This window comes from Pelagibacterium halotolerans, from assembly GCF_044811015.1.
GTDB lineage: Bacteria > Pseudomonadota > Alphaproteobacteria > Rhizobiales > Devosiaceae > Pelagibacterium > Pelagibacterium halotolerans_A.
In genome coordinates this window covers 1,358,296-1,382,595 of the sequence record NZ_CP085243.1, presented here as the reverse complement: position 1 = coordinate 1,382,595, position 24,300 = coordinate 1,358,296, and the positions used below count along the sequence as shown (strand labels likewise).

Annotated in this window: 20 protein-coding genes and 1 pseudogene; 10 read left to right on the top strand and 11 right to left on the bottom strand. The window is 61.2% G+C overall.

Annotation, left to right across the window (positions count from 1 at the left end; genetic code table 11):
• Positions 1 to 152: 152 nt before the first annotated feature.
• The 3 genes from LG281_RS06835 to LG281_RS06825 form a co-directional block, all read right to left on the bottom strand.
• Positions 153 to 1,517: a sigma-54-dependent transcriptional regulator gene (locus tag LG281_RS06835; protein WP_404405658.1), complete on the bottom strand. Its 1,365-nt coding sequence runs from the start codon at positions 1,515 to 1,517 to the stop codon at positions 153 to 155.
• Entirely contained in the window at positions 1,514 to 3,385 is a 1,872-nt protein-coding gene (locus LG281_RS06830) for an ATP-binding protein (RefSeq protein ID WP_404405656.1), read from the bottom strand. Before LG281_RS06830 ends, LG281_RS06835 begins: the two co-directional genes overlap by 4 nt.
• 65 nt (positions 3,386 to 3,450) lie before the next feature.
• Entirely contained in the window at positions 3,451 to 4,044 is a 594-nt protein-coding gene (locus tag LG281_RS06825; protein WP_404405654.1) for a uracil-DNA glycosylase family protein, read from the bottom strand.
• 248 nt (positions 4,045 to 4,292) lie between these two features.
• On the opposite strand from LG281_RS06825, the gene LG281_RS06820 reads away from it, so the two are divergent.
• Entirely contained in the window at positions 4,293 to 6,581 is a 2,289-nt protein-coding gene (locus LG281_RS06820; RefSeq protein WP_404405652.1) for an RND family transporter, read from the top strand.
• The gene (locus tag LG281_RS06815) at positions 6,578 to 7,192 is read left to right on the top strand and encodes an SRPBCC family protein (protein WP_404405650.1); all 615 of its coding nucleotides are present in this window, start codon (positions 6,578 to 6,580) and stop codon (positions 7,190 to 7,192) included. The genes LG281_RS06820 and LG281_RS06815 overlap by 4 nt, the downstream gene beginning before the upstream one ends.
• Here the strand turns inward: LG281_RS06815 and argE are convergent.
• From argE to eutB, 4 genes are all read right to left on the bottom strand, one after another.
• On the bottom strand, positions 7,189 to 8,358 hold the full coding sequence (gene argE, locus LG281_RS06810) for an acetylornithine deacetylase (protein WP_404405648.1): 1,170 nt from the start codon (positions 8,356 to 8,358) through the stop codon (positions 7,189 to 7,191). The two genes, LG281_RS06815 and argE, sit on opposite strands and share 4 nt — an antisense overlap.
• 18 nt (positions 8,359 to 8,376) lie before the next feature.
• Positions 8,377 to 9,561, bottom strand: a complete 1,185-nt coding sequence (locus LG281_RS06805; RefSeq protein WP_404405646.1) for a M24 family metallopeptidase — start codon at positions 9,559 to 9,561, stop codon at positions 8,377 to 8,379.
• Between the two features lie 36 nt (positions 9,562 to 9,597).
• On the bottom strand, positions 9,598 to 10,590 hold the full coding sequence (gene eutC / locus LG281_RS06800) for an ectoine utilization protein EutC (protein ID WP_404405644.1): 993 nt from the start codon (positions 10,588 to 10,590) through the stop codon (positions 9,598 to 9,600).
• Between the two features lie 268 nt (positions 10,591 to 10,858).
• Complete coding sequence (gene eutB / locus LG281_RS06795; protein ID WP_404405642.1) at positions 10,859 to 11,878, bottom strand: hydroxyectoine utilization dehydratase EutB; 1,020 nt, start codon at positions 11,876 to 11,878, stop codon at positions 10,859 to 10,861.
• Between the two features lie 339 nt (positions 11,879 to 12,217).
• On the opposite strand from eutB, the gene ehuB reads away from it, so the two are divergent.
• The 7 genes from ehuB to LG281_RS06760 all read left to right on the top strand — a co-directional run bounded on the left by ehuB (position 12,218) and on the right by LG281_RS06760 (position 19,379).
• On the top strand, positions 12,218 to 13,099 hold the full coding sequence (ehuB, locus tag LG281_RS06790; RefSeq protein WP_404405640.1) for an ectoine/hydroxyectoine ABC transporter substrate-binding protein EhuB: 882 nt from the start codon (positions 12,218 to 12,220) through the stop codon (positions 13,097 to 13,099).
• A gap of 161 nt (positions 13,100 to 13,260) precedes the next feature.
• A complete protein-coding gene (ehuC, locus tag LG281_RS06785) occupies positions 13,261 to 13,932 on the top strand; it encodes an ectoine/hydroxyectoine ABC transporter permease subunit EhuC (RefSeq protein ID WP_404405638.1) in 672 nt (223 codons plus the stop codon).
• A gap of 3 nt (positions 13,933 to 13,935) precedes the next feature.
• Positions 13,936 to 14,628 (top strand): ectoine/hydroxyectoine ABC transporter permease subunit EhuD, encoded by a 693-nt coding sequence (gene ehuD / locus LG281_RS06780; RefSeq protein WP_404405636.1) that lies wholly within the window; start codon positions 13,936 to 13,938, stop codon positions 14,626 to 14,628.
• Positions 14,625 to 15,401 (top strand): ectoine/hydroxyectoine ABC transporter ATP-binding protein EhuA, encoded by a 777-nt coding sequence (gene ehuA, locus LG281_RS06775; protein ID WP_404405634.1) that lies wholly within the window; start codon positions 14,625 to 14,627, stop codon positions 15,399 to 15,401. The genes ehuD and ehuA overlap by 4 nt, the downstream gene beginning before the upstream one ends.
• Before the next feature lie 470 nt (positions 15,402 to 15,871).
• Complete coding sequence (locus tag LG281_RS06770; protein ID WP_404405632.1) at positions 15,872 to 16,354, top strand: Lrp/AsnC family transcriptional regulator; 483 nt, start codon at positions 15,872 to 15,874, stop codon at positions 16,352 to 16,354.
• A gap of 136 nt (positions 16,355 to 16,490) precedes the next feature.
• A complete protein-coding gene (locus LG281_RS06765) occupies positions 16,491 to 17,981 on the top strand; it encodes an NAD-dependent succinate-semialdehyde dehydrogenase (protein ID WP_404405630.1) in 1,491 nt (496 codons plus the stop codon).
• Between the two features lie 27 nt (positions 17,982 to 18,008).
• Positions 18,009 to 19,379 (top strand): aspartate aminotransferase family protein, encoded by a 1,371-nt coding sequence (locus LG281_RS06760; RefSeq protein ID WP_404405628.1) that lies wholly within the window; start codon positions 18,009 to 18,011, stop codon positions 19,377 to 19,379.
• A 40-nt stretch (positions 19,380 to 19,419) separates the two neighbouring features.
• Here LG281_RS06760 and LG281_RS06755 read toward each other — a convergent pair whose 3' ends face one another.
• Positions 19,420 to 21,084, bottom strand: coding sequence for a thiamine pyrophosphate-binding protein (locus tag LG281_RS06755; RefSeq protein WP_404405626.1), 1,665 nt, complete (start codon positions 21,082 to 21,084; stop codon positions 19,420 to 19,422).
• 326 nt (positions 21,085 to 21,410) lie between these two features.
• Positions 21,411 to 21,886, bottom strand: a pseudogene (locus LG281_RS06750) (MFS transporter); the annotation flags it as partial.
• Positions 21,887 to 22,156: 270 nt separating this feature from the next.
• Between LG281_RS06750 and LG281_RS06745 the strand changes: the two are divergent.
• Entirely contained in the window at positions 22,157 to 22,456 is a 300-nt protein-coding gene (locus tag LG281_RS06745) for an SHOCT domain-containing protein (RefSeq protein ID WP_404406649.1), read from the top strand.
• Positions 22,457 to 22,536: 80 nt separating this feature from the next.
• Here the strand turns inward: LG281_RS06745 and LG281_RS06740 are convergent, their stop codons facing one another.
• The gene (locus LG281_RS06740; protein WP_404405624.1) at positions 22,537 to 22,977 is read right to left on the bottom strand and encodes a CBS domain-containing protein; all 441 of its coding nucleotides are present in this window, start codon (positions 22,975 to 22,977) and stop codon (positions 22,537 to 22,539) included.
• Between the two features lie 127 nt (positions 22,978 to 23,104).
• Positions 23,105 to 24,202 carry a pyridoxal phosphate-dependent aminotransferase gene (locus LG281_RS06735; protein ID WP_404405622.1) on the bottom strand — a complete coding sequence of 366 codons (1,098 nt, stop codon included), beginning with the start codon at positions 24,200 to 24,202 and terminating at the stop codon, positions 23,105 to 23,107.
• Positions 24,203 to 24,300 lie beyond the last annotated feature (98 nt).

Genomic DNA, 24,300 nt, shown 5'->3' with positions numbered 1-24,300 from the left:
CCTCCGCGCCGAATGCGATACTCGAAAAGTCCCCATGAGATCGACATGCGCAAGCGCTGTGGCTGCGTCACGCGACTCTTTTTTCGCAAAAGCGGCGGGCTATGTGTGGAAACGGTATCATGGGCGCAAAAGTGTGGGTGGATTCCCACCCATCATTCGACTTCGGCGCCCGGTTCAAGCAGGAACTGGCGACGGTCGATGCCGTGTTTCTGCATCTTTTCGTAAAGCGATTTGCGCGACAGGCCCAAAGTTTCATAAACTGGTCTGATGCGTCCGCCATGCGCGCGCAGCGCGTTTTCGATGATGCTGCGCTCAAAATCGGCCACGCGCTCTGCGAGCCGCTTCCCGCCATCGGGCGCGCTGTTCTCCTCGCCGGTAAAGGGAAGGCCGAGGTCGAGCGCGTACCGGTCCGCGGCGTTGCGAAGTTCGCGCACATTGCCGGGCCATTTCCGTTCACTCAGTGCGGCGATGACATGCGGTGGGACCGCAACGGGATCGCGCCGGTAGCGGGACGCCGCCTCGGTCACCAGCTGCATGAAAAGGAGCGGAATATCCTCGCGGCGGTCTTCGAGCGGAGGGACTTCTAGCGTGATGACGTTAAGCCGGTAGAGCAGGTCGGATCGGAACCTGCCTTCAGCGACGTCTTTGGAGAGATCGGTCTTGGAGGTTGCGAGAAACCGCACGTCGAGCGGTAGGGGTTCGTTGCTCCCCAGTCGGGTGATGATGCGCTCCTGGATGACGCGCAGTAATTTGCCTTGTACGTCGAGCGGCATCGAACCGATTTCGTCGAGCAGGATCGTGCCGCCCTGCGCGTGCTCGAACTTGCCGAACCGTGCCCGCATCGCGCCGGGGAAGGCACCAGCCTCGTGGCCGAAGAGTTCACTTTCGATTAGGTTGGCTGGAAGTGCCGCGCAGTTGATGGCGATAAACGGCTTTTGGGCTCTGCTTGAAAGGTCGTGCAATGCGCGGGCTGCGACTTCCTTGCCCGAGCCGGTTGGGCCGACGATGAGCACGTCCGCATCTGTGGGCCCGACGGTGCGCACTTTACGGCGCAGATCGATCATCGCATTGGAGCGGCCCAGCATGCGCTGCTCAAGATCGTCGCTTTGCCCAGCGGCGGCGCGCAGCACGCGGTTTTCGAGGACGAGGCGGCGGTAGTCGAGTGCGCGGGCGGCGATTTCGGTGAGCTGGCCGCTGGGGAAGGGCTTCTCTATGAAGTCGAAGGCTCCTTCGCGCATCGCGCGCACGGCAAGTTGCACTTCTCCGTGACCCGTAAAGAGAATGACCGGAATGTCGCGGTCGAGAGCATGGATGCGGTTCATGAGGCTGAGGCCGTCCATGCCGGGCATGCGGATGTCGGTGATGACGATGCCCTTGAACCCGAACCCTACGAGGTCGAGCGCTCGTTCGGCGGTGGCGAAATGCTCGACCGCGAAACCAGCTAGATCGAGCGCCTGTGCCGTCGATTGACGCAGTTCATCCTCGTCATCGATCAGAAGAACCTTGCCCGGTTTCATTGCGCGGCCTCGGCTACTGCGGCTCCAGTTTCCACGAGCTCGACGGTAAAGACCGCGCCACCCTCGGGGTGGTTGGCCGCACGCAACTCACCACCAAAATCCTTGACGATGTTATACGAGATCGAAAGCCCCAGACCGAGCCCTTTGCCCACGCCCTTGGTGGAAAAGAACGGGTCGAAAATGCGCTCGCCGAGACCTTCAGCGATGCCCGGGCCGTGATCCCGGATTGCGATGACAACGGTCTGACCGTCGCCCTGGACACTGAGCTTAATACGTTTGTCGTTGGTTTCGCTCACCGCGTCGATCGCGTTTGAAAGAATGTTCACGAGCACTTGCTGCAACCGGACCGGACCGCCGCGCGCATAAAGTGGTGTATCGGGGAAATCCGTTTCTATTTGGACCGCCGTCTGTTTAACGCGCCAGCCCAGAATGTCGAGCGCATCAGTGATTGCCTGGGCTACGGGCACTGCGGAGAGCTTCTGGTTGGGCTTGCGTGCGAAGTTTCTCAGGTGGCGCGAAATCGAACCCATACGGTCTATGAGCCCTGCGATGCGCGACACGTTTTCCGCAGCTTCATCGATCCGACCACGCTCGATCAGCACCTGCGTGTTATCGGCATAATTGCGCGCTGCGGCGAGCGGCTGGTTGAACTCGTGCGAAAGTGCCGCGGACATCTGGCCAAGCGCCGCGAGCTTGCCTGCCTGGATGAGGTCCGCCTGGGTCTTGCGCAGGCGATCCTCAGTGGCGCGGCGTTCGGCGACCTCACCTTCGAGCCGTTTGTTGACGGCGGCAAGCTCGACAGTGCGCTCGGCAACACGGTGTTCGAGCAATTCCCTGGCCTCTCGCTGGAGATCCATGCGCTCGCGCAGGCGTGCCCCACGCTGGAGGTAAACGGCGACGCCGAGGACCAATACGCCTACGACAAGAAGTGCGGCGATGACGGTGTTGAGCGCCTGCGCCCGCGCGGGCGCAGTATCCAGCAGTACACTCAGCGTCCAGTCTGCCTCTGGCAGCGTTTCGCTGACCACTAGATATTCCGTTGTTTCCTCATTGCCGGAAATAGTGAGGAGCTCATGACCCTCCTCGGCCGTCGTACGCGACACTGGAAGGTCGCGCACGCGCGCGTTGGCGTAGACAGTGTTCTCGCTGTCGGCGCGTCCGCCTTGGACGGGCCTGATGCCCGTTAACAGCCATTCTGGCCGTCCGCTCATGAAGATCGTCCCTTCGGGATCGGCGACGATGATCTCGTAATCTGCGCCACGCCAGCCGTCCTCGAGCGCGCCGGCATCGACCTTGAACACAAGCGCCCCTTCAATCGTGCCGTTCACGCGGATCGGCGCACCGAAATAATAGCCGCGGTCGTCAGTGTCGGAACTCAGCGCGAAAAACCGCTCCTCTCGCCCCGATATAACATCCTGAAAATAGGGGCGGTCATCGAAGCGCTCGCCCGCGAACGACGTCGGGCCGAGGAAGTTGGACGCCGCAACGGTCGTGCCGTCCGGCACCAGCACATAAATCTGCGTCGCTTCGAGCAGTGCGTTCGTTTCCAATAGGTAAATATTGGCAGCGACCACTTCTGCAGGGTTGCCCGGATCGGCGACAACCGCTTTGATGCTCTGCTGATCTGCAATCAATTCTGGCAATTCCAGGTACCGGGCCATCTGTGCGCGCAATGCGGCAACCGCGAGCGTAACCGTATTGCGCCCGCGCTCGGCAGTGGTCTCGAGATAGGCTCGCGTTGCGTAGTCGCCGCCTACGCTGCCGATCACGACGATAAGAGTGAGCGCAACGACGCCAAGCCACGTCCAGGGGCGCCGGAGGTGGTGCAGGAGATATGCTTGACCTTTCGAGAGCGGTGAGCGCGTCATCGTTTCATCTTACTTGTGGCGCACGGGCGGCGAAACGCTTTTGTAAGCCAGAGTATCGGGCGATATCACGTGTCTCCGAGGCAAGAGCCAACGCGCGACCTGAGTGCAGGCAGAACGTCGCTTTCAAACCACGGATTGCGCTTCATCCACCCCACGACCCGCCAGCTCGGATGGGGCAAGGGGCAAATCCGGGGCATATGATCGGCAAAGCATGCCACATTTGTCCCAAGCGATTTGTCCGCACCCGGAAGATAGGCGCGCTGGGCGTAAAGCCCGACGAGGAGTGTCAGGCCGATGTCGGGCATCTTCTCGAGAAAGCGCCGGTGCCATGTGGGCGCACAGATCGGGCGCGGTGGCAGATCACCGCCACCGGCTGCGACGCCGGGATAGCAAAACCCCATGGGCAGCAGCGCTACCTTTTCAGAATCGTAGAAGTCCTGAGGCGTAATCCCCAGCCATTCGCGCAGCCTTTGCCCACTCTGGTCATCCCAGGGCACGCCGCTCTCGTGAACCTTCCGGCCCGGTGCCTGTCCGATGATGAGGATTTTCGCCGCACTGCCGACCTGGACGATCGGGCGCGGACCCAAAGGCAGTTCGGCGGCGCAGATGTCGCACCCCTGAACCTGGTCGCGCAATGCCTGCAAGCTGTCTTCGGTCATCGGTCCCCCCGAATAAAGACGCGCATGACAATAGCCCGGAACCCTCGCATGCCAAAACACGGGCCGATCAATAACACGTTTCCAGTCGTCGGTCGGCTTGCTCAGCTCGGCCGAATGTGTAGCAATGGCGGGAGGTTACACGATTCCATGAGGGTTCGGATGCTTTGTCGACCGGCAGGCGCAGGTTCTGCGCGCGGACCCCTCGACGCTTATTGGAAAAGGCCGGCGACCTGTCGGATCGGCTGGTGATGCCGGTCCCGTCAGGTTTCAGAGGCATGCGCGGGCTCGCCCCGACGGTCATGTGGGCGCTGGTGCTTATCCTCGACCTTCTCGCGCTCATCGCGGTTACGGGTCTTGGGTTCGATGATGGGCTGGGGCGCGTTTTCGCGTCCGATAGCGCACGGAATGCGGACTATCGGGAACTCTCGGGAGAATTTACGCCCAGCGAGGGCGATACCGTTGTTGTGTTTGAAAGTCCTGACTTTGCCGATCCCGACAATCTACAGCCGGTTTCGGATTTCGTTATCGAGACAAGCTTTCTCGATGGCGTTGTCGACGTTTTTTCGGTTTTCGCGCTGCGTGAACCGACCGAAGGTGGTGTTGGTGCGCCGCTGATCGGGATCGATGTGCCGCGCGATGGCTCACTGGCCCAAACGCTTGACGATATTGCGGGGAATACCTCAGGCGGGCGGCTTGTCTCGGAGGGACGTAAACTGACGGCAGTCGTGATCGCGACGGATTCCTCCGCGGTGATCGATGGCGCCCGTACGATTATTGGAGAACTTGAGACGATCGCCACCGAACTCACGGCTGGAACGGATGTCTCCTACACCCTGACCGGGCTGCCAGCGGTTCGCCTCGATATTGTCGACAGCCTTTTCAGCGATCTTATCAGGCTCAACTCGCTGGGTATGATCGCGGGGTTTGCGATCTGCGTTCTGGCATTGCGCAGCATTCGGCTCGCGTTCCTTGTGACTCTGCCGGCGGGCACTGCGCTGCTGTGGTCGCTCGGGGCGTTATCGATCTTCGGTTTCGGTATCAACGTGCTTTCGATTGCGTTGCCGGTGCTGATACTTGTCCTCGCTTTTGCGGACAGTCTGCATTTGGCTTTCGAGATTCGACGGCTGGCGCCTGACGAACCCTCGCCCGACCGGCTCGCTATTTTGGCGCTCAAACGTGTCGGGCCGGCCTGTGCGCTGGCTTCGTTCACCACCGCCATTGCATTTGGCGGGCTTATGATTTCGGAAAGCGAAATCGTCCGCGATTTCGGTGTGGCGGGTATCGTCGCGGCGCTAATTGCGCTGGTTGCGGTACTCACGGTGCAGCCGCTTGTGTTCGCAACGGCGGGGCGGTTTGTTCCGGCCGAAAAGCTGTTCCCACCGCGGCGGAAAGCGATGCTGCGCGTTTTCGATTGGCGGTTTCTGCCAGAATTCGGCTTGCGCTATCCCAAGCCCATAGCGGCGACCGCCATTGCGGTGCTCATCGCATTTGGGGCTGTCTATACGGCGATTGAGCCGTCCTACTCGGTGCTCGAAAACATCAATCGCGATGCACCGCGCGTGCAGGCGATCGAAACACTGAACAACGAACTCGCGCCAATCAATACGATCGACATACCCGTTGCTGTCGACGCCTCCAACGGGCTCGACGCCGGCGCCCTTGAGCGCGTTGCGGCCACGCATGAGGCTGTTGCCGGCCTTATCCCGGGAACGGTGACGGTCTCGCTCCATAGTCTTGTACCCGATGGCGCCGAACTATCGCCCGCCGAGCGAGCGGAGCGCCTCTCGCGGATCGTATCGTCAATGTCGGCGAACCAAAGGGGCAGGGTGCTGTCCGAGGATGGCACGACTGCGCTCGTGCGGCTTCATATCAACACCTACGACGCCGGCGAAATCCGCGCCATGACCGAACGCATCGAACACGCGCTCGCCGCAGATCCCATCGCATCCCAAGCCGCAGGAACACCCACGGGCTTCATGGTGATGTCGTCCTTCGTGAGCGGGGGGATGATCCTCGATCTCAACTACTGCTTCTTCATCGCCGTGGTCGCTTCGGGGCTTTTGACGACACTGTGGTTTGCCAATTGGCGGTATGGCGCGGTGGCGCTCGTACCCAACGTTTTGCCGATCCTGGCGGTCGGAGCCTGGTTGGTGCTTTCGGGGCGGGGGCTGCAGTTTTCCAGCGGTGTGGCGCTCACCATCGCCTTCGGCATCGCGGTGGACGATACGGTTCACATCATCAACCGGCTGCGGATCAATGCGCCGAAGGGCAAGCCGTTCGATCCCGGCGCGATCCATCGCTCTGTCGTAGAAGTGACACCGGCACTGGTCGTGACGACAGCAGTGCTGTCATTCGGGCTTTTGAGCACCTTTTCAAGCGCGTCGCCGATGATCGGCTATTTCGGGGTCCTGTCGATCGCGGTCTTTATCCTCGCCATTTTCGCCGATCTCGTGGTGCTGCCCGCATGCCTCATGGTGCTTCACGGGTTTGAACAGAAACGGCGCGAAAGCCGCATTTTACAAGAGGGGGACGCGTGAGCGGACAACCTGCAATCGCCCGAGGGACGGCCGGGGTCGATCGACCGGACTTCACGATCCTCACCCAATGGCACCTCGATGCGACACCAGACGAACTCTCCGCGATCGCGCTGACGCCCGAACTGCTACACGTCTGGTGCCCGCGTGTTTTCCTGACCTCCGAAATGGTCGAGCGCGGCGCGGCCGACGGCCTGGGAATGGTTGTCAGGCTGCACTCCAAGGGACTGCTGCCGCACAGCTTCTTTTTTGTAGCGGAGGTCGTCGACGTCATCCCGGAAAGATATATGAGGTTGCAGGTCACCGGCGACTTCGATGGGTTCGGAGATCTTTACGTCGAGCCCGATCCGGACGGCGGATGCCGGGCGCGGCTCGTCTGGACGGTCAATATCGGTCATCCCTATGTCCGCTATTTCATGCGGATCCTTCATCCAGTCTTCGTTTGGAACCATAAATGGGCTGTGCGCTGGGCGCGCAAACTCATGCAGGCCGAGGTCCACCGGCGCAGGGTGGGGACGCACCAGTTCACCCGCAAAGGGGCAACCTTCCCGCACAACCTGCCGTTCGTGCGCGCCTGGCAGGTCCGCCGTTCGGCACGCCGGGGGTGGAGTTAGGTCAGGTTCGACTCGAGCTTCTCAATCATTTCGAGGCAGGCGCTAAGCTGGCTCAACTCAACGAACTCGTCGGGTTTGTGCGCCTGCTCGATCGAGCCTGGGCCGCATATGACCGCGTCTACGCCGAGCTGCTGGTAAAGCCCGGCTTCGGTGTTGAACGATACGCATTCGGCTTCATCATTGGTGCCGGTAAGCGCGCGGACGAGTGCGACCGCCTCGGAATCGCTCATCGGTTCAAGTCCGACGACTTCTCCGATCACTTGCGTGACGATTTCGGCCTCGGGATGGACGTGCCGCATACGCGGCAGAAGCTCGTCTTCAACATAGGCCTTGATCTGTTCATGCGTGAAGTCGAAATCGGACGTGTTGACCGTGCGCAATTCCCAATCGACCGAGCACGAACCCGCAATGATATTGCGCGCGATCCCGCCAGCCATCTTGCCGATCTGGATCGTCGACCAGGGCGGATCGAAGCGCGATCCTTCCGGCGCGCGGGTTTTGAGCGCTTCGCTGGTTTCAAGGAGCTTGGAGACGAACCGCACGGCATATTCGACGGCATTGACGCCGCGGTCGGGTACCGATCCATGGCCTTCAAGGCCGGAGAAGCTCGTCGTATATTCGCAGCAGCCCTTGTGGCCTTCGATGATCTTCATCATCGTGGGCTCGCCCACGATGCAGATCGAGGGCTTGCGTCCGACAGCCTGGAGTTCCTTGAGCATCACTTGCGCACCCAGGCATCCTTCCTCCTCGTCATAGGTGAAGGCGAGGTGCAGTGGACGCTTGAGGTCCAGTTCGGCGTAGTAGGGCGCATAGGCCAGCGCGCAGGCAAGAAAGCCCTTCATGTCGCAAGTACCGCGCCCGAAGAGTTTGCCCGCCCGGATGGTCGCGGTGAACGGGTCCGAACTCCACTCCTGTCCATCGACGGGCACGACATCGGTGTGTCCGGAGAGCACGATGCCACCGTCCATCTCAGGCGGGCCGAGCGTGGCGAAGAGATTTGCCTTTGTGCCGGTGGGATCGAGCGTCAGATAGGTCCGCGTCCCAATCTGGTCGAGCCTTTGGTTCACATAGGCGATCAGATCGAGATTGCTGTCGCGCGAGACGGATTCGAACGCGATGAGATCGGCAAGGATTTCGAGCGTTTCGCCCAGGAGTTTATGTGCCATTGATCCCCCAGCTTGCGATTAGGGCTTGATGCAGAGTTCGCGCGGCACGTTAGCGAGGCACTCGGGCCTGCCCTCTTCGCACACGCGGAAGGTTTCGGTGATCTCGAGCCCCCAGTCGGGCGTCCAGATCGCCGGCATGAAGTGAAAGGTCATGTTGGCCCTGAGGATCGAAGGATCGCCGGGACGGATGCTCATGGTATGCTCGCCCCAGTCGGGCGGATAGGAAAGCCCCACCGAATAACCGGCACGGCTGGTCTTTTCGACTCCGTATTTCAGAAGCGTCCCGAAAAACGCTTCCGCGATCTCCCCGCAGGTGTTGCCGGGTTTCGCGACGGCAAGGCCGGCTTCAAGGCCTTCGAGCACGGCTTCCTGCGCACGCATCATTTCCGGCGGCGGCGTGCCCAGATAGACGGTGCGTGAAATCGGGCAGTGATAGCGCCGGTAGCAGCCCGCAATCTCGAAAAATGTGCCTTCGCCCTTGACCAGTGGACGGTCGTCCCAGGTGAGGTGCGCTGCCGCTGCGTCGCGTCCGGAAGGGGTCAGCGGGACGATGGCGGAGTAGTCCCCTCCATACCCGTCGACCCCCTTGATCGAGGCGGCATAGATTTCCGCTACGAGGTCGCTCTTGCGCAGACCCGGCTCGGTGATCTCGCGAATGCGCGCGTGCGTCGCCTCGATGATGCGCGCGGCACGGCGCATATATTCGAGCTCGGCATGCGATTTGACCGAGCGCTGCCAGGTGACGACCCCGGTAGCGTCTACATAGGTTGCATTGGGAAGCTTGGCGCGGAGCGTTTCGAGGCACGCGGCGGTGAAATAGTAATTGTCCATTTCCACGCCGATACGGCGTTCGTTCCAGCCAAGCTCCTCAAGAATCCCGCACAGGTGCTCGTAGGCGTGACGTTCGACGTTCTGCACGTAATCGTCCGGGTACGAATAAATCGAATCGTCGCCGAGCCACGTTGTCATTTGCGCTCCGACGGCATCCATAGGGCGTCCCCACCAAATGGGATCTTCGACGAGGGAAACCACCACGGCCTGGTGCACGTAGAACGACCAGCCGTCATAGCCGGTGAGGTAGTGCATGTTGGAGGGGTTGGTGACGATCAGAATATCAATGCCTTGCGTCTGCATCGCCCGGCGCGTGGAATCGAGCCGCTCGTGAAACTCTGGCAGGGTAAAGGGCAAACGCGTACTAGGCATTCAAGGTATGCTCCGTAAGAAACCCCTTTCGGGTTGCTAGGTTGAAAGTATCGTCCCTGCTCGCGCCAATTGTGCGCGTTTGCGGGCGAAATTGGCAATGGCGGTATCCTGCACTCCTGTACCGGTGAGATCCGCATAGGTAATCTGGTCGTCGCGTGTACGACCGGCTGCGGTGCCCGCGACGACGGCGCTAAGTTCCGCAAAGATTGTTTCCGGATCGATGATCCCGGCCTTAATGGCGTGGTGCAGCTCGCCCAGCCGCCGGGTCTGCGAGAGCCGGTCGGCGACATAGAGATCGGCCTTGACGGCGAGTTCGGGGTCGATCTCGTTCTTGTGCTCGGCGTCCGAGCCTACTGCAGTCAGATGCTGGCCGGGCACCAACCAGTCGGCCATTACAAGCGGCTCCTTCGCCGGGGTTGTCGTTACGACAATATCGGCGCCCTCAATCGCGGATGGAATGTCGCGCGCGGGTGCGACGGCGATGCGCAAATGCTGTGACATCTTTTCCGCCAGCGCTTCGGCCTTGATCGGATCGCGTGCCCAGATCACGGCTTCGGTAAGCGGGCGGACCAGCGCCAACGCTTCAAGCTGTAGCGCAGCCTGAACGCCCGCGCCGATGACCGCCACGCGCCTGGCGTCGATTCGCGAAAGATGCTTGGCGGCGACCGCGCCAGCGGCCGCCGTGCGCACATCGGTGAGATACCCATTATCCAAAAGCAAAGCTTCGAGCAGCCCGGTGCGCGCTGAAAGGACGACCATCAGGCCATTGACCGAGGGGAGCCCGATCTTGGGGTTGTCGAAGAAACCGGGGCTGACCTTGATCGCAAGGGAATCCAACCCAGGCACGTAGGCTGTTTTGACGTCCACCTCTCCATTGGCGTCGAAGATGTCGAGCCGCAGGATATCGGGCATGACCACCTTGCCACTCGCTAGCGTTGTGAATGCATCTTCGACGCATGCCACGGCTTCGCGGTCGAGCGGCACGAGATTGCGCAACTGGGCTTCGGTGAGGATTGAAACGTCTGGCATGATTAGGGCCTGTTAACACTATGGATAGGGGTTTGACGGGTCATAGTCCGAGAACCTTTCGTGGAAAAATGCCGCGCCGTGGACGCTTGTCCACAAGCGGGTTTTTCGCGACAAGGGGCCGGACCATGACCCGCCCGAACGGTTTTGCATAAATCGCCCACTGCCAGCGCGTTTCCCGCAGCACGGGGGACAACCCCGCATTGCGGGAAACGCTTGTCATTGAACGATTTATGCAAAATCAAACCCCTATCCATAGTGTTAACAGGTCCTAAGCCTCCTCGAATGCTGGATGGGTTCCGCATATGATATCGCGGTGTAGCGCGGTATCGATATTGCGGCCGGTCAGAACGACACCCGTGGGCCCGTTGGTCGCAAGCTTGCCCGACAAAAGCGCGGCAAGCCCGACTGCGGCTCCACCCTCAATGACCTCGCGCTCAACCTCATAGGCGAAGCGCATCGCTTCGGCGATCTCGCGCTCGGATACGAGGATCGTCTCGTCGACAAGATCGCGCACCATCGTAAATGTCAGCTTATTATCGAGTCCGATGCCGCCGCCCAACGAATCCGCGAGCGTCTGAACTTCCTCGACGTGGATCGGCCGTCCGGCTTTGAGACATGCCGCCATCGCTGCGCCGCGCTCCATAGTGATGCCGATAATACGCGTTTTCGGGTTCATGGTTTTGACCGCCAGTGCGATACCCGAAATCAGCCCGCCGCCCGAGAGCGGCACGAGCACAGCCTCAAGCTCGGGCAATTCGGCCATCAGCTCCAGCCCGATCGTGCCTTGCCCGGCGATAACGTCCGGATGGTCGAACGGTGGGATGTTGTTGAACCCGTCCTCGGCGACCAACCGGTCGACTTCGACCTGAGCGTCGTCCTGGCTGTTGCCGACGATCCGTGCTTCGGCGCCAAGCGCTTCGATGGCCTCGACCTTGTTGGACGGCACAAGTGATGACATGCAGATGATCGCATGCGTCCCCGTCGCCCTGGCCGCATGCGATACGGCACGCCCGTGGTTACCGGTTGACGCCGCCGAGACGCCCCGCCTGCGCATCTCCTCCGGCAGGTTGAGCACGGCATTAGTCGCGCCCCGCAGCTTGAAGCTGCCAGTGATCTGGTGGTGTTCGAGCTTTAGATGCACCGGATGCCCGCAACGGCGAGTGAGTGCGAGGCTCGCTTCGACGGGCGTACGGCGAATGTGTGGAGCGAGCCGTTTGGCCGCCGCCAGAATATCGGTGAACGCAACAGCCTTGCCCATGCACGCACCCAGTGACCACCAGAATTTCATGGAAGCACCGCTGACAAAAGCGACGCATATTCAATGGACTATGCAGCCACTTCCGAAGGGCGGTCCTTCCAATTATAGCACCCGCAATAGGCGATCTTGCTGCCATAGCGCGTCTAAAAAGACGCATCGTCCCTCGACTTGTGGCGAGAAGTTGGCAACCCTTACGTGCTCAATCCGTTTCCATCTTCGCAAGTATCGAAGATGACAAAGCGTTTGTGCGGACATGACTACCATAGTCGATGTGCCCGCTCAAACCTATGAGTGATTTGCGCACAATAGTGCGCTTCATCTTCATAGGAACTTGCACAACCGCGATAACATCAAAGGATAGGAGACCTCATGCACGGGAAAACAACACACAAACTGCGCAATACGCTTCTCGCCGGCGTCGCGCTGGGTGCGCTGGCGATGACCGGCACCGCGCAGGCAGCGTCGCTCGAGGAAATCCAGGAAAGCGGTACCATTCGTATCGCCGTAGCCAACGAAATCCCGTATGGCTATATCGATCCTAACGGCGAAGCCAAGGGCGCGGGCCCGGACGTGGCCAGTTATGTCATGTCGGAACTCGGCATCGAGAACATCGAGTGGATCACCACGGAATTCTCGTCGCTGATCCCCGGTCTGCAGGCCGACCGTTTCGATATGGTCGCGGCTGAGATGGCGATCTTGCCGCAGCGTTGCGAGCAGGTGATCTATTCGAGCCCCACGACTTCGTACGGCGAAGGTCTGCTCGTTGCTGAGGGCAATCCCTCCGGCGTCCATGCCTATTCGGACTTCGCCGATAACCCCGACCTGACGGTCGCCATCATGGCAGGGGCCGACCAGCTCGATATGCTGCAGGCCCTCGGCGTTTCCGAAGGGCAGATGGTAACCATCAACTCCAACGCCGATGCGATCTCGACCGTTTCGACGGGTCGCGCTGACGCTTATGCGGCAACCGGCTTGACGGTAGGCGAGCTTGATAACCGGAGCGATGCCGTGGAAGCGGCGTCGGATTTTGTCGACCCGGTGATCGATGGCACTGAAATCCGGTCCTGGGGCGGATTCACCTTCGCCCAGGGCTCGGAAACGCTGCGTGACGCGGTCAACGAGGTGCTGGCTGAATACCAGCAGACCGAAGAGTGGAGCAGCACGCTCGCTGGCTACGGCTTCACCGAAGCCGATATCAACGGTGTGTTTAATGCAACCACCGAAGAGCTCTGCGCCGAGTCCCCTATGTAAGGCGCTTTGCAGTCCGCGCACGACTCGCGCAGGTCGTGCCGGCGTTTAACGATCGGCCCGGCCGGGGCCGTCATCCCCAGGATGGCTGCCCCGACCGGCTTCGTGTCGGAAATTTCGGGACCTGAGCCCCGGCATGGGGTATTTGCGATGGATACACTCTGATGCATTGGACGGAATATTTCGGACCCCTTTCGCAAGGGGCATGGGTCACAGTCGAGCTGACCATCTATTCGACGATCCTCGGCGCGATCCTCTCCTTTGCCGCCGGCATCGGAAAGACATCGCACAATCCGATCTTGAAGGGCATTTCGGTGGTCTATATCGAAGTGTTCCGCGGCACGTCTTTGCTGGTGCAGCTTTTCTGGCTGTATTTCGCTCTTCCGCTTGTGGGCGACGCGGTCGGTATCGACCTACGGTTGCCACCCGTCGTCGCAGGTGTGATGGCGCTCTCGCTCAACATCGGGGCTTACGGTGCCGAAGTCGTGCGCGGGGCGATCCAGGCGGTCGCCAAAGAGCAATACGAGGCGGCGAAGGCCTGTAATTTCACACCCCGGCAGACACTCTATTCCATCGTCCTGCCCCAGGCGGTCCCTGAGATGATGCCGCCCTTTGGCAACCTCGCGATCCAGAACCTCAAGGATACCGCTCTGGTCTCGCTGATCAGCCTCGGCGATCTGGCTTTCCGTGCCGAACAGCTGCGTAATTTTACCCAGGATTCGACTACGATCTACACGATGGTCCTGTTTATGTATTTCGGTATGGCGCTAGTTCTGACCGCCTTTATGAAGCTGCTTGAGCGGAATGTCGGCCGCTGGCGTGCGGTGAGGAGGTAGCCAATGCTCTTCGGATTTGAATGGGATACCTCGAGCGGCCTAGCCTTCGCTATATCAATCCTACCGATTCTTCTTATCGGCATGTGGGTGACGATCCAGGCGACAGTCCTTGGCTTTCTTATTGCTATCGTGCTTGGCCTCATTCTGGCCGGGCTCAAGTCGGTGCCCTTGAAGATCGTTTCCTGGCCCGCCTATGCGATCACGGAGTTCATCCGCGATACACCGTTGCTCATACAGCTTTTCTTCCTTTATTACGTGCTACCGGAATATGGGCTGGTATTCCCCGCCTTCCTGACCGGGGCGCTGGCACTGGGCATCCAGTACAGCGCCTATACGTCGGAAGTCTATCGGGCCGGCATCGAGGCCATTGCCAAAGGGCAGCACGAGGCCGCGCGCGCGCTGAATTTCAAGGCACTGCGGACATTCACGCATGTCGTCCTGCCTCAGGCAATCCCGCGCATCATTCCGGCGATGGGCAATTACCTGGTTTCCATCATGAAGGACGTACCGGTCCTCTCTGTGGTCACCGTCCTTGAAATGCTCAACGTGGCCCAAATCATCGGCGACCGGACGTTCAACTATCTGATCCCGCTCTCGATGGTGGGCGGGCTCTACCTCATCATGACGCTCGTGGCTTCGAGCGCCGTACGTTACCTCGACATGACCCTTCCCAAGAGAGGCTTGCCGCTCAAATGACTGACCCCATCATTAAATTCGACAAGGTCGTCAAGCGCTTCGATACGTTGACCGTGATCGACGAGCTCGATTTCGAGGTCGGCCAAGGCGAGAAGGTGACGATTATCGGCCCGTCCGGTTCCGGCAAATCTACAGTGCTGCGCATCCTGATGACGCTCGAACCGATCCAGGAAGGCATCGTTTATGTCGACGGGGACATGCTTTGGCACGAGAAGGCCAATGGTGGCATCAAACCTGCCAGCGAAGCGCATCTGCGTAAAATGCGCGAGAAAATGGGCATGGTCTTCCAGCAGTTTAATCTGTTCCCGCATATGAGTGTACGGCGCAACCTCACCGAGGCGCCGGTCAAGGTGCTCGGGATGTCCAAGGCCGAAGCGCGCGAGCGCGCCGAGGGTTTGCTTGAGATGGTCGGGTTGTCCGACCAGGCGGATAAATATCCCCACCAGCTCTCGGGAGGGCAGCAGCAGCGCGTGGGCATCGCGCGGGCTCTGGCGATGCGGCCGAAAATCATGTTGTTCGACGAACCGACCTCCGCGCTTGACCCAGAACTCGTAGGCGAGGTGCTGGGCGTCATCCGCCGGCTGGCCGAGGAGCACGATCTAACCATGCTGCTCGTCACCCACGAGATGCAGTTCGCGCGGCAGGTTTCCGACCGCGTCTGTTTTTTTGACCGCGGCAAGATTAAGGAGCAGGGGACGCCCGACGAGATCTTCGGCGATCCCAAGGAAGAACGAACGCGCGCCTTCTTGAAGGCGGTGCTCGAAGGCGAATAGGGCTCGGAACGGTCCAGGCCCTATGGCTGCCGCGGGCGCGCACGCCGCGGCAGGACAAATCTTCCCCGCTGGGTGGTCTCGTCCGGCGAAAGTCTTGTTGTGAAACTTTTTTCCGGTCAATCTGGACGCGCCGACCCTTGCGGATGTACCGTGGCCGCATAGTTCTCGACATTGCCGATCCGGAGACAGGCCCATTCGCAACGGTCAGTTTAGCCCGCATTTCTCACATTCCTTGTGCCCTGCGCCGCTTCAAAATGGCGAGCAGGGCAAGAAGAGAGCGCAGCGCGTATTGGACATACGTGCAAGTTCTCTGACGCCCTCTGTCGCCATTTTCAAGCGGCCCTCCGGGTCGGATTTTGGCGGCCGCCTACAGGCACGGAGCGAGAAAAGCATAGGTTTACTATGCTTTTTCGCTCCGCACCCGTATGCGACTCGCCAAAATCCGACGCAGGGCGCAAGGAATGTGAGAAATGCGGGCTAAACTCGACGATCGTGATCTGAAAATCCTCTCGATCCTTCAGCACGAAGGCCGCATTCCCAAGGCCACGCTGGCCGAGCGGGTCAATCTGACCCCAACGCCCTGCTGGGAGCGCCTCAAGCGGCTGGAGGACGCAGGGATTATCGAGAGCTATGGCGCGCGCATATCGCTGCGGGCACTGGGGCCAATTTCGGTCATCTTCGTCGAGATCGAGTTGCAAAGCCATCAGGCCGAGGACTTCGCGCGCTTTGAAAAGGCCATTGCAGACATCCCCGAAGTCGTCGAATGTTGGGCGGTGGGGGGCGGTATCGACTACATGCTCAAGGTGATGACCCGCGACCTCGAGAGTTATCAGAAACTGATCGAAAACCTTCTGGCGGCAAAGATCGGGGTTAACCGCTATTATTCCTATGTCGTCACCATGCCGGTGAAGGATACGCCCCTGCCGGTCGGCATCATCGCCGAGCCGGGCTAAATTCCGCCTGGGGAGAATTTTCCTCGCTTCGGGATGGCTCCCGGGAGAACAACCATCGCTTCGCGCGGCTTAGTTTGGCGAACGTCTCTCCGCAATGATCGCTATGATTCTCCCATCGCCTTGGGAGCACCCGATCATGTCCAATTCATCTCACAAACATCAGCCATCCGGGCTCGCAAGCCTTCTTGCCGACCCTGAACTCCTTTGCGAATTCGCCCATATCAACGGACAGGCCGTCGCCTCTAGCACCGGTACGGACCTTGCCGTTTCCGACCCCGCCACCGGCACCGCCATCGGGGCCATCCCATCGCTCGAAGCCGAGGACGCAATCGCAGCGGTCGATGCCGCGGAGGCTGCGTTCGAGCAATGGTCCGGGCTGTTGCCGCAAGAGCGCGCCGCGATCCTGCGCCGCTGGTTCGAGCTGATGGTCGACGCAAGGGAAGACCTTGCGCAAATCATGACGGCCGAGCAGGGCAAGCCCCTCTCCGAGGCGCGCGGCGAAATCGACTATGCCGCAAGCTTCATCGAGTTCTATTCCGAGGAGGCGAAGCGGCCCAATATCGAGTCCGTCACCTCGCATCTTCCCGATGCAGAGGTGGAGATCTGGCGCGAGCCATCGGGCGTTGCCGCGCTCATTACGCCGTGGAACTTCCCCTCGGCCATGATCACGCGCAAGGCCGCCGCCGCGCTCGCCGCCGGCTGCACCTGCGTCGTGCATCCATCGTCCGAGACGCCCTATTCGGCGACCGCACTCGCGGTATTGGCCAGTCGAGCGGGGATGCCGGGCGGCTGCTTCAACGTGGTTACGGGCAAGGCTTCCACCATCGTCGAGCCATGGACCCGCGATACGCGCGTGCGGGTGTTGTCCTTCACTGGCTCAACCGAAATCGGTCGGCTGCTTTACCGGCAATCCGCCGATACCGTGAAACGCCTTGTGATGGAATTGGGCGGCCATGCGCCTTTCATCGTCTTCGCCGACGCCGACCTCGATCAGGCCGTTGCCGAGGCGATCAAGGCGAAGTTCGCGACATCCGGGCAGGACTGTCTCGGCGCCAACCGGTTCTATATCGAACGCCCGGTTTATGAGGCCTTCTGTACGCGCTTCGCCAGGGCGACAGCGGCGTTGAGCGTCGGGCCGGGGAATACCGATCCCGATATCGGCCCGCTGATGAACGAGCGCGCCATTGCCAAGCAGAAGAGCCATGTCGAGGATGCCGTGGCCAAGGGCGCCCGGCTTCTGACCGGCGGCGGTGGGCACGCGGCGGGGCCGTTGTTCTTCGAACCGACTGTGCTCGCTGACGTTCCCGATAATGCTTTGATTATGAAAGAAGAAACTTTCGGACCGGTGGCGGCGCTCTGCGCATTCGACACCGAAGAGGAGGCGCTTTCACGCGCAAATGCGACCGAATACGGCCTCGTCGCCTACCTCCACACCAACAACCCGCGCCGCATCTATCGTGCCTCGCGACGGCTGCAATTCGGCATGGTCGCGGTCAACCGCACCAAGGTGACCGGTGCACCCATTCCCTTCGGCGGCTACAAGCAATCCGGCATGGGCCGCGAGGGTGCCCGGTTGGGGATGGAAGAATTTACCGAAGTCAAATACGTTTGCCGCGACTGGCGCTAACCCATTCAAGAAAAAAGGAAAACAACAATGCTCTCGAACGATCAACTCGACCGCTGGGACCGCGAAAACTTCTTCCATCCCTCGACCCATCTCGCCCAGCACGCGCGCGGCGAAAGCCCCAGTCGCATCGTTACCGGCGGCTCAGGCGTCTATATCGAGGACCGCGACGGGAACCGGCTGCTCGATGCGTTCGCGGGGCTCTACTGTGTCAATGTCGGCTATGGCCGGCCCGAGATCGCTGACGCAATTGCGAGGCAGGCCAAGGAGTTAGCGTACTATCACGCCTATGTCGGCCACGGCACCGAGGCTTCGATCACGCTCGCCAAGATGATTCTCGACCGCGCTCCGAGGAATATGAGCAAGGTCTATTTCGGCCTCGGTGGCTCGGACGCCAATGAAACCAATATAAAATTGATCTGGTATTACAATAACATACTGGGTCGCCCGGAGAAAAAGAAGATCATCTCGCGCTGGCGTGGCTATCACGGATCGGGGCTGATGACCGGGTCGCTGACCGGCCTTGCGGCCTTCCACAACAAATTCGACCTGCCGCTGGCTCAGGTGATCCACACCGAGGCGCCTTACTATTTGCGCAGGAAAAACAAGGCGTTGAGTGAAGCGCAGTTCGTCGCGCATTGCGCCGCCGAGCTCGAAGCGCTGATCGAGCGCGAGGGCGCGGATACGATTGCGGCCTTCATCGGGGAGCCTGTTCTGGGGACCGGCGGCATCGTTCCGCCGCCGGAGGGTTATTGGGAGGCGATCCAGAAGGTCTTGAAAAAGCACGACATTCTGCTCATCGCTGACGAGGTGGTGACCGGCTTCGGGCGGCTTGGCTCGATGTTCGGTTCGTTTCACTACGGCATCGAACCCGACATCATCACCATCGCCAAGGGCCTGACCTCCGCCTACGCTCCGCTTTCCGGGTCGATTGTCTCGGAAAAGGTGTGGAAAGTGCTCGAGGATGGCACCGATGAGTTCGGTCCGATCGGGCATGGCTGGACCTATTCGGCCCATCCGATCGGTGCGGCTGCCGGTGTGGCCAATTTGAACCTCATCGATCAGCTCGGTCTTGTGGAAAACGCTGGGAAAACAGGTGCATATCTCAACAAGGCAATGGCTGCGGCGCTGGCGGATCATCCGTATGTGGCCGAGGTGCGCGGCGAGGGGATGATATGCGCTGTAGAGCTCGCCAAGGATAAAGAAGCGACTGAATTCTTTGACGTTTCCGAGAAGGTAGGCCCCAGGATTTCAGCCGAGATGGCCAAGAACGGGGTGATCGCCCGCGCCATGCCACAGGGCGACATCATCGGCTTCGCGCCGCCCTTCTGCCTCACCCCAGCCGAGGCGGATATCGTTGTGGAAAAAACCGTCGACGCGGTGAAATCCGTGCTCGGCTAGCGGGTTTTCATCGTGCGCGACAATGGAACAATTGTCGCGCTTACGATGACAAAGCCCTGGCGCGGATTTCCGAGAGCGTCGCATCGATCGTGATCGCTTCCGGGTCGACGATGCAATGGAGGATCGCGGGCTTGCCCGCGGCCCTCGCGCGCTCGAAGGCCGGAGCAAATTCGCTTGTTGTTTCAACGCGTTCGCCATACCCGCCAAAGGCCTCCGCATAGGCCGCGAAATCGGGGTTCGTGAGCGCGGTTCCCATCTCCCGGCCCGGATATTCCCGCTCCTGATGCATGCGGATCGTGCCGTACATCGCATTGTCCACGATGACCACGATGATCGGCAGATCATATTGAATTGCCGTCGCAAATTCCTGTCCGTTCATCAAAAAACACCCATCGCCCGCAAACGCGACGACCGGCCGGCCCTTATCGAGCCGTGCGGCAGCAACCGCCGCTGGAACACCATAACCCATGCTGCCCGAGGTGGGGGCAAGTTGGGTGTTAAATCGTGTGAAGCGGTAGAACCGGTGCAGCCATGTGGCGTAGTTGCCCGCGCCATTGGTGAGCACGGTTTCGGGTGGCAGTGTCTCGCGCAGCCAGGCTATGACGGCCCCCATATCGACGGCGCCGGTTTCGCGTAACCTGGGCGTATTCCACGCCTCGAACGCCGCACGCTCGGCGGCAACAGCGTTGCGGCGGATCCGGGACGCGGGCAGGGCGCCCGCGAGCGCTTCGACGAAGGCGGAGGGCGACGTCGCGATGCCGCGTTCAGTCTGATAGACGCGGCCGAGTTCATTCGGGTCCGGGTGCACGTGGATGAGCCGCGTGCGGGGGGTAGGCGCATCCAGGAGCGTATAGCCCTGACTGGCCACCTCCGAAAGGCGCGTACCGATGAGGAGCACGAGATCGGCGGATTTGGCATAGGCGACAAGCGACGGATTGGGGCCCAGGCTGAGGTCACCGATATAGTTGGGGTGATCCGCCGAAAAGAGCATCTGCCGGCGGAACGAGACCGCCACGGGCAGACCGAACGCTTCGGCAACGCTGTGCATGGCGTCGCGTGCTTCCGCTGTCCAGCGGCTGCCGCCGAGAATGGCGAGCGGACGGTCGGCGGACTCGACCGAATCCAGAACTGCGGCGATGTCGGCCGCGGAGGGGACAGGATCGGGGACCGTATAGGCCCGCGCGTCTTCGACCTCGGCGGCTTCCGTCAGCATGTCCTCGGGCAGCGCGATGACGACGGGGCCGGGGCGCCCGGAAGTTGCAACTGCGAAAGCGTGCGCGACGACCTCGGGGATGCGTGCGGCATCGTCGATCTCGGTGGCCCATTTGGCCATGGTTCCGAAGACGGCGCGATAATCGAGCTCCTGAAACGCTTCGCGGCCCTGCATGTCGCGCCCCACCTGGCCCACGAACAGGATCATCGGGGTGGAATCCTGCTTTGCGATATGGACCCCATGGGCTGCGTTGGTTGCGCCCGGCCCACGGGTGACGAAACATATGCCCGGCTTGCCGGTGAGTTTCCCTGTTGCCTCGGCCATCATTGCCGCGCCGCCTTCCTGCCGGCAGACGGTGATCGAAATCGGGGACTCGTAGAGCGCATCGAGCGCGGCGAGATAGCTCTCGCCGGGGACGCAGAAGACGTTTTCGATGCCGTGGATGGCAAGCTGGTCGATGAGGATCTGGCCGCCGGTGCGGGACGTTGGCATGGATGGGCCTGCGGGGTTGTTATGGGAGGAGTGTGTACGGGGTTGTCGGGCGGTGCAAGGGGCGGTGTGCGGGGCAGGGAGTCCTTTCACGCGCTGGACAGCGCGTGGCGGGATTCCGGGAACAAGCCCCGGAATGACGGGTGGGGTGGGCTGGCATTGTGCGGACGTCTCGAAGTGAACAAGGCCTGGAGGCCGTCAGACTGTTAGGTCAGGCTCCAAGAGCCCGATTTAAACGCCGGTCGGGTCGGTCTGGCGGGTTTTGTTTGCCCGTGGAAGGCGGAAAATCCCTCGTCAGCCCTCCGCCGCCGAATTTCCCGTTGGGCTCTAACCGCCGGCACGAGCGCGACAGACAGGTCCACGTCCTGCGCCCGCAGGATGAGGAACGCCTCGCTGACGCGGGCGAGCATCAGGACCGCCGATGCCGCGGCGACCACCCAGAAGACGGCGCGGAAATTTTCGGCGGTCAGCGCCATGAGTGCGATCGTGGCCAGGGGACCTATAAAGGCACCGACCGTATCGAGCGACTGGCGCAGGCCGAAGCTCGCGCCACGCAGGTTCGGCGGTGTGATGCCGGCAATGAGCGCATCGCGCGGCGCACCGCGAACGCCCTTGCCGATGCGGTCGACGAAGTGGGCGATGACGATCCAGCCGACAGTGTTTGCGAGTGGGAGTACCGGTTTTGTGATGGCCGAGCCAGTTCCCAGATCGCGCCGGCGAAAATCTTGGTGATGTTGGAGATCGCCCCGGCAATGCCCTCGATGAAGCCGACCGTGAGGGTCGATGCGCCGGGCACGGCGCCCAGACGCTGCGTGGAATGCGCCGAAGGACGGAGCGTTTCAAGGGTTGATCGTCACACAGGTACCTTTGGGATTAAGCCGTTTCCGCGACTTCCGGAATGGTGGCCATTTTACAATGGCTGGAGAGTATGGAACCGGGAACCTGACGGTGGTTTTGATCTAACGCAATGCGCGGACCGGTAGGCCATATAGGATTTGGATGTCAATGACGGAGTGACCCAATGGAAACCTTTTGGAGACGGCTTGCATGTAGTGCAGGCGCAGCCTTGGCCGTTGTGCCCGGCGCGGCCTGGGCGCAGGCAGAGGTGGATGTCGAACGCTACGCCTGGGGGCCGCATGGCATGTGGTGGAATGGAGGCTGGTACGGCATGATTTTTGGTCCGCTTTTCATGATCCTCTTCCTTGCGGCGTTGATCGCCATAGTGGTGCTAATCGTCCGCTGGCTCGGTGGGCCGGCGCAGACGATAGCGCCGCCGTCTTCCCGAACGCCGCTCGACATTCTCAAGGAACGATTTGCCCGCGGAGAGATCGACAAGGCCGAGTATGAGGAGCGGCGGCGCGTGCTCGGCGAGTAGGAGCCTGTCTTGACGGCCGGTCCGTTCCGGTCCGGCGCAGTTATTCTTGAGAGGCTTCCAGACGGCGCGCCGTCCGCCCTTCACATCCGGCCCGCGCCATGCATGTATTGCACAAGCTGCGCGATGTCGTACTCGCGGTCGTCGATCATGGCTTTCATCAGGTCGCCGATGGAAATGACGCCGACGATCCGGCCTTCGTCGAGGACCGGGAAGTGCCGGATCCGTTTGTCGGTCATCAGCGCCATGCAGGCCTCGGCGGACTGCGCAGGCTCCACATAGAGCACGTCTTCGTTCATGACCTCGGCCACGCGCGTGGTGGGCGAGGTGCGGCCCTTGAGGAACACGTTGCGAGCATAATGCCGCTCGGTGAAAATACCGGCGAGGCGTTCGCCGTCCATGACGAGGACGGCACCGATGTTCTTGTGCGCCATCATCCGGAGTGCGTCTTCGACGGTATCGTCGGGTCCGACCGCGTACACATCGTGGCCCTTGGCATCGAGGATATGTTGAACTGTCTTCATGATCCCGTTCTCCCGTTTGGACGATTATACTCCCATGAAACGCGTCCGGCTCCCTTGATGGTAATCAATGTGGGGTGAAAGGCGTTTCCCCCCGGCGCCTCGAGAGCCCCCGGCGCAAACTTTCGGGTCAGGCTCTGAGCGTATCTTCGAGCGCTTCGGCGGCAATCGCCAACTCTTCGTCCGGGCCCACACTCATGCGGATGCAGCGGTTGAGAACCGGGGCGGCGGGCTTGCGTACGAAAACGCCGCGTTCGGCGAGGCCGTTGAGGACGGCGAGCGCGTAATCGTGATCGCGGCCGCAATCGATGGCGACGAAATTTGTGGCGGAGGGGATGGTCGCGAGGCCCAGATTGGACGAGAAGGCGTAGATCGTCTCGCGGGCACGGGCGATCTTTGCGACGACTTCGGCGAGGTAGGCCTGATCCGCCAGGGCAGCAAGCGCGGCGGCCTGGCTCATGCGGGTGACGCCGAAATGGTTGCGGATGCGGTCGAAGCCGGCGATGACGTCCTGGTGGCCAACGGCATAGCCCACGCGCATGCCGGCAAGGCCATAGGCTTTCGAAAAGGTGCGGAAGCGCAGGAGGTTGGGGCGGGCGGTATCGAAGGCGGGGAAGGCGGATTGCGGTGCGGTCTCGCAATAGGCCTCGTCCAGCACGATCAGGGTCTCTTCGGGGACCGCGGCGATGAAGGCCGCGACCTTGTCGGCGGTCCAGACCGTGCCCATCGGATTGTCGGGGTTGGCGAGGTAGACGATCCGTGTCGGCTCTTCGCGCGTGGCGGCGAGGAGGCTTTCGAGCGATTCCCGGTCGTCCACATAGGGGACCGTGGCGAGCGCGGCACCTTGGGCGGCGACATGGTAGTTGAATGTCGGATAGGCGCCCAGCGAGGTGACGACGCGGTCCCCCGGTGAAAGGAACAGCCGGCAGGTGAGGCCTAAAAGCCCGTCGATCCCTTCGCCCACGGTGACGTTTTCGAGCCCAACGCCCAGATGCGCGGCGAGCGCGGCGCGGATATCATGGTTCTGCGCATCGCCATAGGCCCAGACCTCCGGCGCCACCTCGCGCATTTTCGCGATGACCGACGGTGCGGGGCCGAAGCCGGATTCGTTGGCACCCAGGCGAGCACGAAACGGGCGGCCGGTTTCCCGGACGATGGTTTCCGGGCCGACGAACGGCACGGTGGCGGGCAGCGCTTCGATGATTGGGGTGAAGGGCGGTCGGGACATTAGGTTCGGCAGGCTCCTCTTGGCCATGTTTGGTACACGGTTTGAGGGCGGGTGGTCCAGAGTGCGTGGGCCGGACGGGTGAAGGCGACTGTGCTGGG

Excerpts from the sequence above, each read along its gene's own strand:
- LG281_RS06835 (WP_404405658.1), bottom strand. The coding sequence starts at position 1,517 with ATGAAACCGGGCAAGGTTCTTCTGATCGATGACGAGGATGAACTGCGT.
- LG281_RS06830 (WP_404405656.1), bottom strand. The coding sequence starts at position 3,385 with ATGACGCGCTCACCGCTCTCGAAAGGTCAAGCATATCTCCTGCACCAC.
- LG281_RS06825 (WP_404405654.1), bottom strand. The coding sequence starts at position 4,044 with ATGACCGAAGACAGCTTGCAGGCATTGCGCGACCAGGTTCAGGGGTGC.
- LG281_RS06820 (WP_404405652.1), top strand. The coding sequence starts at position 4,293 with ATGCCGGTCCCGTCAGGTTTCAGAGGCATGCGCGGGCTCGCCCCGACG.
- argE (WP_404405648.1), bottom strand. The coding sequence starts at position 8,358 with ATGGCACATAAACTCCTGGGCGAAACGCTCGAAATCCTTGCCGATCTC.
- LG281_RS06805 (WP_404405646.1), bottom strand. The coding sequence starts at position 9,561 with ATGCCTAGTACGCGTTTGCCCTTTACCCTGCCAGAGTTTCACGAGCGG.
- eutC (WP_404405644.1), bottom strand. The coding sequence starts at position 10,590 with ATGCCAGACGTTTCAATCCTCACCGAAGCCCAGTTGCGCAATCTCGTG.
- eutB (WP_404405642.1), bottom strand. The coding sequence starts at position 11,878 with ATGAAATTCTGGTGGTCACTGGGTGCGTGCATGGGCAAGGCTGTTGCG.
- ehuB (WP_404405640.1), top strand. The coding sequence starts at position 12,218 with ATGCACGGGAAAACAACACACAAACTGCGCAATACGCTTCTCGCCGGC.
- ehuC (WP_404405638.1), top strand. The coding sequence starts at position 13,261 with ATGCATTGGACGGAATATTTCGGACCCCTTTCGCAAGGGGCATGGGTC.
- ehuD (WP_404405636.1), top strand. The coding sequence starts at position 13,936 with ATGCTCTTCGGATTTGAATGGGATACCTCGAGCGGCCTAGCCTTCGCT.
- ehuA (WP_404405634.1), top strand. The coding sequence starts at position 14,625 with ATGACTGACCCCATCATTAAATTCGACAAGGTCGTCAAGCGCTTCGAT.
- LG281_RS06770 (WP_404405632.1), top strand. The coding sequence starts at position 15,872 with ATGCGGGCTAAACTCGACGATCGTGATCTGAAAATCCTCTCGATCCTT.
- LG281_RS06765 (WP_404405630.1), top strand. The coding sequence starts at position 16,491 with ATGTCCAATTCATCTCACAAACATCAGCCATCCGGGCTCGCAAGCCTT.
- LG281_RS06760 (WP_404405628.1), top strand. The coding sequence starts at position 18,009 with ATGCTCTCGAACGATCAACTCGACCGCTGGGACCGCGAAAACTTCTTC.
- LG281_RS06755 (WP_404405626.1), bottom strand. The coding sequence starts at position 21,084 with ATGCCAACGTCCCGCACCGGCGGCCAGATCCTCATCGACCAGCTTGCC.
- LG281_RS06740 (WP_404405624.1), bottom strand. The coding sequence starts at position 22,977 with ATGAAGACAGTTCAACATATCCTCGATGCCAAGGGCCACGATGTGTAC.
- LG281_RS06735 (WP_404405622.1), bottom strand. The coding sequence starts at position 24,202 with ATGTCCCGACCGCCCTTCACCCCAATCATCGAAGCGCTGCCCGCCACC.